7 protein-coding genes are annotated in these 7,791 nt (G+C 36.3%); 2 read left to right on the top strand and 5 right to left on the bottom strand.

What is annotated here, in order from left to right; translation table 11 throughout:
* Positions 1–7: 7 nt before the first annotated feature.
* Genes topA through H964_RS00900 form a run of 3 tightly spaced genes read right to left on the bottom strand, consistent with a single transcriptional unit; the run spans position 8 to position 4,597 of the window.
* Complete coding sequence (gene topA / locus H964_RS00890; RefSeq protein ID WP_039763835.1) at positions 8–2,089, bottom strand: type I DNA topoisomerase; 2,082 nt, start codon at positions 2,087–2,089, stop codon at positions 8–10.
* A gap of 32 nt (positions 2,090–2,121) precedes the next feature.
* Positions 2,122–3,213, bottom strand: a complete 1,092-nt coding sequence (dprA, locus tag H964_RS00895; RefSeq protein ID WP_039763852.1) for a DNA-processing protein DprA — start codon at positions 3,211–3,213, stop codon at positions 2,122–2,124.
* A 28-nt stretch (positions 3,214–3,241) separates the two neighbouring features.
* Positions 3,242–4,597 (bottom strand): RtcB family protein, encoded by a 1,356-nt coding sequence (locus H964_RS00900; RefSeq protein WP_039763839.1) that lies wholly within the window; start codon positions 4,595–4,597, stop codon positions 3,242–3,244.
* A gap of 103 nt (positions 4,598–4,700) precedes the next feature.
* Between H964_RS00900 and H964_RS00905 the strand changes: the two genes are divergently transcribed.
* The gene (locus H964_RS00905; protein WP_039763842.1) at positions 4,701–5,297 is read left to right on the top strand and encodes a glycerol-3-phosphate acyltransferase; all 597 of its coding nucleotides are present in this window, start codon (positions 4,701–4,703) and stop codon (positions 5,295–5,297) included.
* Positions 5,298–5,375: 78 nt separating this feature from the next.
* Here H964_RS00905 and H964_RS00910 read toward each other — a convergent pair whose 3' ends face one another.
* The gene (locus H964_RS00910; RefSeq protein WP_039763844.1) at positions 5,376–6,773 is read right to left on the bottom strand and encodes a radical SAM protein; all 1,398 of its coding nucleotides are present in this window, start codon (positions 6,771–6,773) and stop codon (positions 5,376–5,378) included.
* A gap of 140 nt (positions 6,774–6,913) precedes the next feature.
* On the opposite strand from H964_RS00910, the gene H964_RS00915 reads away from it, so the two are divergent.
* Positions 6,914–7,249: an ArsR/SmtB family transcription factor gene (locus tag H964_RS00915; RefSeq protein WP_039763847.1), complete on the top strand. Its 336-nt coding sequence runs from the start codon at positions 6,914–6,916 to the stop codon at positions 7,247–7,249.
* 148 nt (positions 7,250–7,397) lie between these two features.
* On the opposite strand, the gene H964_RS00920 is transcribed toward H964_RS00915, so the two are convergent.
* On the bottom strand, positions 7,398–7,791 hold a 394-nt coding region (locus H964_RS00920; protein ID WP_162151426.1), incomplete at its 5' end, for a VanZ family protein.

Here is a 7,791-nt window from a genome sequence, read left to right on the forward strand (position 1 = left end):
TCTATCTTCACTCACCTTTTTCAACTATCTTTTCTTCATACCCGCATGATTCATTTGAACATACAAGCTTTTTGCTTCTCTTTTTGCCTTTTTCAAACATCAGCTGATTGCATTTTGGACAGTTTTTGGCTGGCCTTTCCCATACTATAAAGTTACACTCAGGGTAGCTTTCGCATGTAAAATACTTCTTACCCTTTTTTGACTTTTTTTCAATAAGTTTTTTACCACATTTTGGGCATAAAACATCCAAATAGTCAAAATAGGGCTTTGTGTTTTTGCATTCCGGATAGCCTGGGCATGCTAAAAACCTTCCATATCGTCCTTTCTTTATAACCATCTTTCTTCCGCAGTTTTCACAGACAACATCTGTCTCCTCATCGTCAACCTTAATCTGCTGCATGGTATTTCGAGCTGTTTCAAGCTCTTTTTCAAGCGGCAGATAAAATTTTCTTACAATCTCCACCCAATCAGCTTTGCCTTCTTCTATTCTATCAAGATTTTCTTCCAGCTCTGCTGTAAACTCAATGTCTATTATGTCCTTGAAGTACTCTTTTAAAATATTTGTAACAACCTTTCCAAGCTCGGTTGGTTTTAAAAAGCGATCCTCTTTTACAACATAACCTCGCTCTAAAATTGTCTGAATGGTGGGAGCATAGGTGCTTGGTCTTCCTATTCCCTTTTCTTCCAATGCTTTTATAAGCGTTGCTTCTGTATAGCGCGAAGGCGGCTGTGTAAAGTGCTGCTTTTTCTCAAGCTTGATTGGCTTTAACATCTCGCCCTCAAAAATCTCTGGAAGCTGGTTTTCTTCCTCTTCTTCGTCTGTATCCTTTCCTTCAACATATACTTCCATAAATCCTGCAAACTTTAACTTTGAGCCTGTGAGTTTAAAAACATAACCTTCAACTTCCAGCTCTGCTGACAAAGAGTCGTATATGCTACTTTCCATCTGTGATGCTAAAAATCTGTCATAGATGAGCTTATACAGTCTGTATTGGTCAGGCGTCAAAGAATCTTTTATGCTCTCTGGGTCTTTTTCGATATAGGTTGGTCTTATCGCTTCATGCGCATCTTGAGCATCCTTTTTTGTCTTATACACTCTTGGTTTTTCAGGAACATATTCTTTACCAAACCTCTGCAAAATTATTCTTCTTGCAGCCTCTTGTGCCTCTTCAGCAACCCTTGTTGAGTCTGTTCTCATGTACGTAATTAAACCTACGCTTCCCTCACCTTTTATCTCAACACCTTCATACAGCATCTGGGCAATCATCATGGTTTTAGCAGGTGTAAATCTTAACTTTCTTGATGCTTCCTGCTGTAAAGTGCTTGTTATAAAAGGCGGGGGCGGGTTTTTCTTTTTCTCGGTAATTTTTAGCTTTGTTACTTTGAATTCTTTGTCCTTAATTTGATTTACAATTTCATCTACCTGGTTTTGATTTTTAAGTTCAATCTTGCCTTTTTTGCTACCATAAAACTTTGCTTTAAACTCCTGATTATCCTTTTTGAATACCGCCTCTAAAGTCCAGTACTCTTCTGGCTTGAAGTTTTCTATTTCCTCTTCGCGTTCAACAACAAGCCGTGTCGCAACAGACTGCACACGTCCTGCAGAAAGCCCGCCTTTTACCTTTTCCCACAAAAAAGGACTGAGCTTGTAGCCGACAAGCCTGTCAAGCACCCTTCTTGCTTGCTGGGCATTTACAAGGTTTTGGTCAATAGGCCTTGCATTTTTCAAGGACTCTTGCACAGCTTTTTTTGTTATTTCATTAAATGTAATTCTCACATTATCGTTCTGGTCAAGACCCAAGATTGTTGCCAAATGCCATGATATTGCCTCACCTTCCCTGTCAGGGTCTGTGGCTAAGTACACCTTTTCTGCTTCTTGTGCGGATTTTTTGAGCCTGTTTATCACATCTGCCTTTCCGCGAATGTTTATATACTTTGGTGCAAAGTTGTTTTCTATATCAACACCCAAATCACTCTTTGGCAGGTCTCTTATGTGTCCCATTGAGGCTTCTACCTTAAATTCTTTGCCAAGAAACTTTGCAATTGTCCTTGCCTTTGCAGGTGACTCAACTATGACAAGCTTTTTCAATGAGTGTTTACCCCCTATATCGTGGAATTTTTTTATATCTTAACAATCACATTTCCTCTTTCTCTTGCAACCTTGCCTTTTATCTCAAGCGAGGTTATCACACTTGCAACCTTCCCTGCTGACCAGTTTGTCAAAGAAATCAAATTCTCAATATGAGCCTCACCTATAGCATCTAAGAGTTTTAAAATAGTATTCTCTTCCTCAGAGAGTTCTTCCTCAGTATCAAATATACTAAGTTGTCTTGGGTAAAGGTTATAAATCTGCTTTAAATCCTCTAAAAAATCCTGATATGAACATACAATCCTTGCACCTTCTTTTATTAGCCTGTTTGTACCACTACTCTTTTGTGAAAAGATATTACCTGGTACAGCAAAAACCTCTTTGCCCATCTCAAGTGCAAAGTCAACAGTGGAAAATGTACCACTCTTTTCTGCTGCCTCAATCACAACCAAGCAGGGAGAAAGCATCGCAACAATCCTGTTTCTTTGCGGAAAATTCATCCTATCTGGTAGCGTCTTTGGCAAGAATTCAGAAATTACACATCCTTTTTCTACAATCTGGTTGTACAGCTTGTAATTTTCCTTAGGATAGACAATGTCAACACCACAGCCTAAAACAGCAATTGTGGTGCCATTTTCTAAAGCTCCCATGTGACAGAATGTATCAATTCCGCGTGCCATACCGCTTACAACAACTATATTCTGCTGTGCAACCAAACTTGCAAGATCTTTTGCAACTCTTTTTCCATAATATGTTGGCTCTCTTGTCCCAACCATGGATATCTTATATTGGGCTTTTAGCACATTCGTATTGCCCTTTGCAAAGAGTACTACAGGTGAGTAGTCAAAATCTTTAAACTCTGTTGGGTAAAATTCATCATCTTCAAGAATTATATTTATACTATTCTTGATACAAAATTCAAGGACTTTTTCTGCCTCTTTTAAATCAGAATCTCTAATTAGCTGTTTGATAGATGAAGAAAAGCCATCTAAATTAAACTCTCTCCTGTTCAAATACGCGTTCTCTAAACTCCCAAACTCTTGTTTTATTTGCCGAAACTTTTTAGGACCTATTCCTTTTATAGTATAAAGCCAAAGCCAGTAAAGCTTTCTCTCATCATTCATCTTCAAAAATCTCATCCCTTTTGTTTTTTTAATCTTTCCCCTTGATAACACCAAGTGGTGTCATCTTAGCAACAGGCACGGCAAGCCTTGAGGTAATAACCGAATTTATAACAGTATCGATGTCCTTATAACTTTGCGGACTTTCATCTAAAAAATCCTTTAGATTCTTTGTATTTATTAGTATCTCATTCTCCTGGCCTTGTCTTAAGGCTTTTGAAAACTCTTCAACCGAAATTGTCTTTTTTGCCTTGTTTCGAGAAAGTACTCTTCCAGCTCCATGGTTGACTGTGTGATAGCTAATTATATTGTCTTCAATTCCTCTCATAAGATACGAACTTGAACCCATGCTTCCCGGCAAAATCACAGGATGCCCTGTTTTTGAAAACTTTGGATTTGGAATTAAATAGTGATTCTGTGGCAAAGCCCTTGTTGCACCCTTTCTTATTACAAGCTTTTCTCTGTTTGCAAATCTTTCCATATACGCTATATTGTGTGCAATATCATATAGTACCCAGCCTTCTATCCCATGTTTGTCCAAAATGGATATTATGAAATTGCTCATATAATGGCGATTGACCTTTGCATAAATTGCTGCTGACTGCATAGCTTTAATATAATCCTTTGCAACTTTGTTGTCAATTGGTAAAAAGGTAAGCTGAGGGTCTGGAGTTGTGATACCTTTTGACTTCATCACATCTTTGAACTTTTTCTGATAGTAATCCCCAATAACTGCGCCAAACCTTCTTGAACCTGAGTGGATCATCACAACAAGCTGACCTTCAAAAAGCCCCCACTCTTTCGCAACCACCTCATCTATTACGTGAAGCTTTTGAAACTCAATAAAATGATTACCGCCACCAAGTGTTGCAAACTGCTCTTTGCCAATCTCGTACGCTTCATCAGGTATGGTGTCAAGATCAAACTCATGAATTAAAATCATCTTATCTGATATGTCCTTGTCAATCTCTGTGTTTTGCAAATACTCTTCATACTTTGAGCGTGAAAGAGAAATCTTTTTGTTCTTCTTTCCAACACCTGTTGGAATAAGTTCTTCTATCTCATTCATCATCTTCTTTAAAAGGTTTTTGTCTATATCATCTGCATATGATTTTGTAAGTATAAGTCTCATACCACAGCCTATGTCAACACCTACAATTGTTGGCGAAATCCATGCCTTTGACATATCCCATACAATTATTGTCCCAATTGATGTGCCTTTGCCAATATGCACATCAGGTGTATAGCCCAAAAACTCTACGTTTGGAATCTGGGATGCATTCTTGGCTTGCTGCATAACACCTTCATCCAGCTCTTTTAGTATCTCTTCTGTCATGAAGAAAATTGCATACTCATTGGTGTACACTCCGTCCCTTATCTTTTTCATAAACCAAATCACCACTTTTTGAAAATTTTTCTCTAATGGTTTGAATTATTCAATAAAATGAGTTAAAATTTGTACAAACAATTCATCACAGAGATTATAAATAATGATTATTGTATTTTCTTTTATCTCATTTTTGATTGGAAGTATCCCCTTTTCGTATATTATCACAAAGAAGTTTTTCAATAAAGATATAACAAATGCTCCTGACAAAAATCCAGGTGCAACCAATGCATTTAGAATGGCAGGAGTAAAAGCAGGTGTGCCTTCGCTTATCTTGGATATTTCAAAAGGATATTTTGTGGCTTACATAGCCAAATACGTGCTTTTTTTGAAAGGACCGAAACTTTATCTTGTTGTCTTTATGGTCATATTAGGTCATGCATATTCTGTTTTTCTTCATTTCAAAGGTGGAAAGTCCATCGCTGCAAGCTTAGGAGCGTTATTTCTACTTTATGGCATAGCTCCAATAATATTTTTTTCTCTCGGATCATTTTTAGGGCTTTTGATGTATAAGAAAGACAACCTCGGAACTGTTCCTGGAATATGGTCATTGATGATTTGGGCAAAATGCGTTTACTTGCCAGTTGAAGACTTGGTGTTTTTGGTATTGCTATGTGCATTCTTGACATACAGACAGTTGAGAACCATACCTATTGAAATGGACTTACTGAAGGTAGCAAAAGCTATGCTTAAAATATAATTCAAAAAGGGCAAGCTAACTTTATTCCACAGCTTGCCCTTTCTTGTTATTATCTTCATTAAAACATAGAATTACTTTTTAGTTCTTTACCTCTTCTATCACAGACAAGTCAACCTTGTTCTGAGGAATACCTTGTTTTCTCTGCTCCCACAGCTTATCTGCAACCTTGCCCCATTTCTCTGAGTATTCAAGTAGCTTGTTTGCAAGCTCTTCAGCAGTTTCTGTCTCACCACCAATTTGGGTTGGATGTGCACCTGATTCTTCAACAATCTTTTTGAGTTTGAGCGGGTTGTCAATCATTGGACAAGGCCTCAAATGATTCTCATTAAACGGAATATTCCTTCTGTATGCCATAAACAGTGGTGACTTTAGCGCATCAAGCAGTGAACATTCTTTTATGTTGACATTTGAGAAATGGATAAATGCACAAGGCTCAACATCACCGTTTGCGTTTATATGAAGGTATCTTCTTCCACCTGCAATGCACCCACCAGCAGGCTCTCCATCGTTCCAGAAATCAAGAACAAATATTGGTTTTGACCACCTGATCTCTTCAATCCTCTTGTACATGTAAGCTCTCTGCTCTGGTGTTGCCATGTATGATACATCCGCATCCTTGCCAACAGGAACATATGTGAAGTACCAACCAAATTTTGCACCTTTTTCTATCAAGAAATCTATATACTCATCAGACGATACCTCTTCTACATTGTACCTATGATATGTTGTAGAAAATCCAAATACAACGCCTGCTTCTTTTAGTTTTTCCATTGCTGTGACAACCTTTTTAAATACACCCTGGCCGCGTCTTTCATCTGTTGACTTTTCAAAGCCATCAATACTGATCGCAAATGCTAAGTTACCTACTTTTGCAACCTTTTCAATGAATTCATCATCCATTAGTGTGGCATTTGTGAATGACAAGAACACTGTATCTTCGTACTTTTCGCAAAGCTTGAGTATATCGTCTTTTCTCAGAAGTGGCTCTCCACCTGAGAAGATTATAAAGTATACTCCTATCTCTTGAGCTTCTTTTACTACTCTGTCTAAGATTTCATAATCAAGTTTAGCAGCCTTTTGATATTCTCCTGCCCAGCAGCCTTTGCAGTGCAAGTTGCAAGCAGCTGTCGGATCAATCAAAATAGCGTATGGAATGTTTATATCGTATTTCTTAATGAGCTCTAATTGCTTTGGTACACCAATAAAGCCTGCATTTAAGAAGAAATTGATAAGAATTCTCTCTCTTACCTTTGGATTTGTCTCTTTTATAATTCTCATTGCATAGTGATGCCAAGAACTATTGGGATCAAGCAAATACTTCTTTGCACTCTGTATATACCACTTATCCCTCTCACGCCTTACTATCTTTTCTGTAAGGTCCAAAATCTTGCCCATATTCTCTTCGGGGTTATTCGAAAGATATCTAATCACCTGTTTTAATACTGCTTCGCCTATCACCCTTTTTGGAAGTTCCATTTCCTCCCACTCCCTCTTTTTTATTCGCTCTTATTATAACTCTTTTTCGTAAGATGTGTCAATATTTATATATGAATATGTGTATATAAGTATGTTTATTTTTGTTCAAAAACGTGCTATAATTTAATTGTCATAGTCTTTTGTACGAAGGGGAGAGAAAATCAAGGTTAAATGAAATACTCTACGCATTATCAGACACAACAAGGCTTAGGATATTAAATATATTAGCCCATAGTGAGCAAAATGTAAGTAGTTTAGTAAAGTTAATCCAAGAAAGTCAACCAAAGGTGTCGCGCCACCTTGCATATCTTAAAAATGTGGGGCTTATAGAAGCAAGAAACCAGGCACAAAAAAGAATTTATTCAATTAAAGCAGATGTGTTTGAAAAATACCCATTTTTAAAAGCTCTTATTTGTGACCTTGCTAAGGTTGAAATATTTGCAAATGATTTAAAGTTACTTTATTCTGCAACTTAGTTTTTTATTTATTATTGAAAATTGAGTTTTAAAATTAAAAAGAAAAAGGGACTGTCCAATAAGATGTTGGGTAGTCCCTTCTTTATAATATTTGTTTGAACATAATTAATAATAAGCACTCAAAATATTTTTAGTCAGCCACTTTTATCTAAATATTTTTTTGCCCCAAAATATAGTTAATAAACTTGTCATTTTTCAAATTCGATTTTTTTGTAATTGCTTTTAAAATAACGGTAAACAGTTTCCATAAAACAAAGCCCATAAAAACACCAAAGGTATTTAAAATAATATCATTTATATCACATGTTCTGTACGGGAATTTTATCAAAAAAGAAATAAGCAGTTGAAGTAATTCAACACTTATTGAAAAAGCTATACCTTTCAATAATACCTTTTTTATTGATTTATTTCTTAATAGTGGCAATAAAAAACCAAAAGGAATTGTAAGCAAAATGTTATAATAAAATTGTCTATTTAAAGTAATATTAGCAAATGGTTTTATATTCATTGTTGAGAGAATATCTATCTTTGAAGATATTTCT

It is taken from the genome of Caldicellulosiruptor sp. F32 (assembly GCF_000404025.1).
In the GTDB taxonomy this organism is placed as follows: domain Bacteria; phylum Bacillota; class Thermoanaerobacteria; order Caldicellulosiruptorales; family Caldicellulosiruptoraceae; genus Caldicellulosiruptor; species Caldicellulosiruptor saccharolyticus.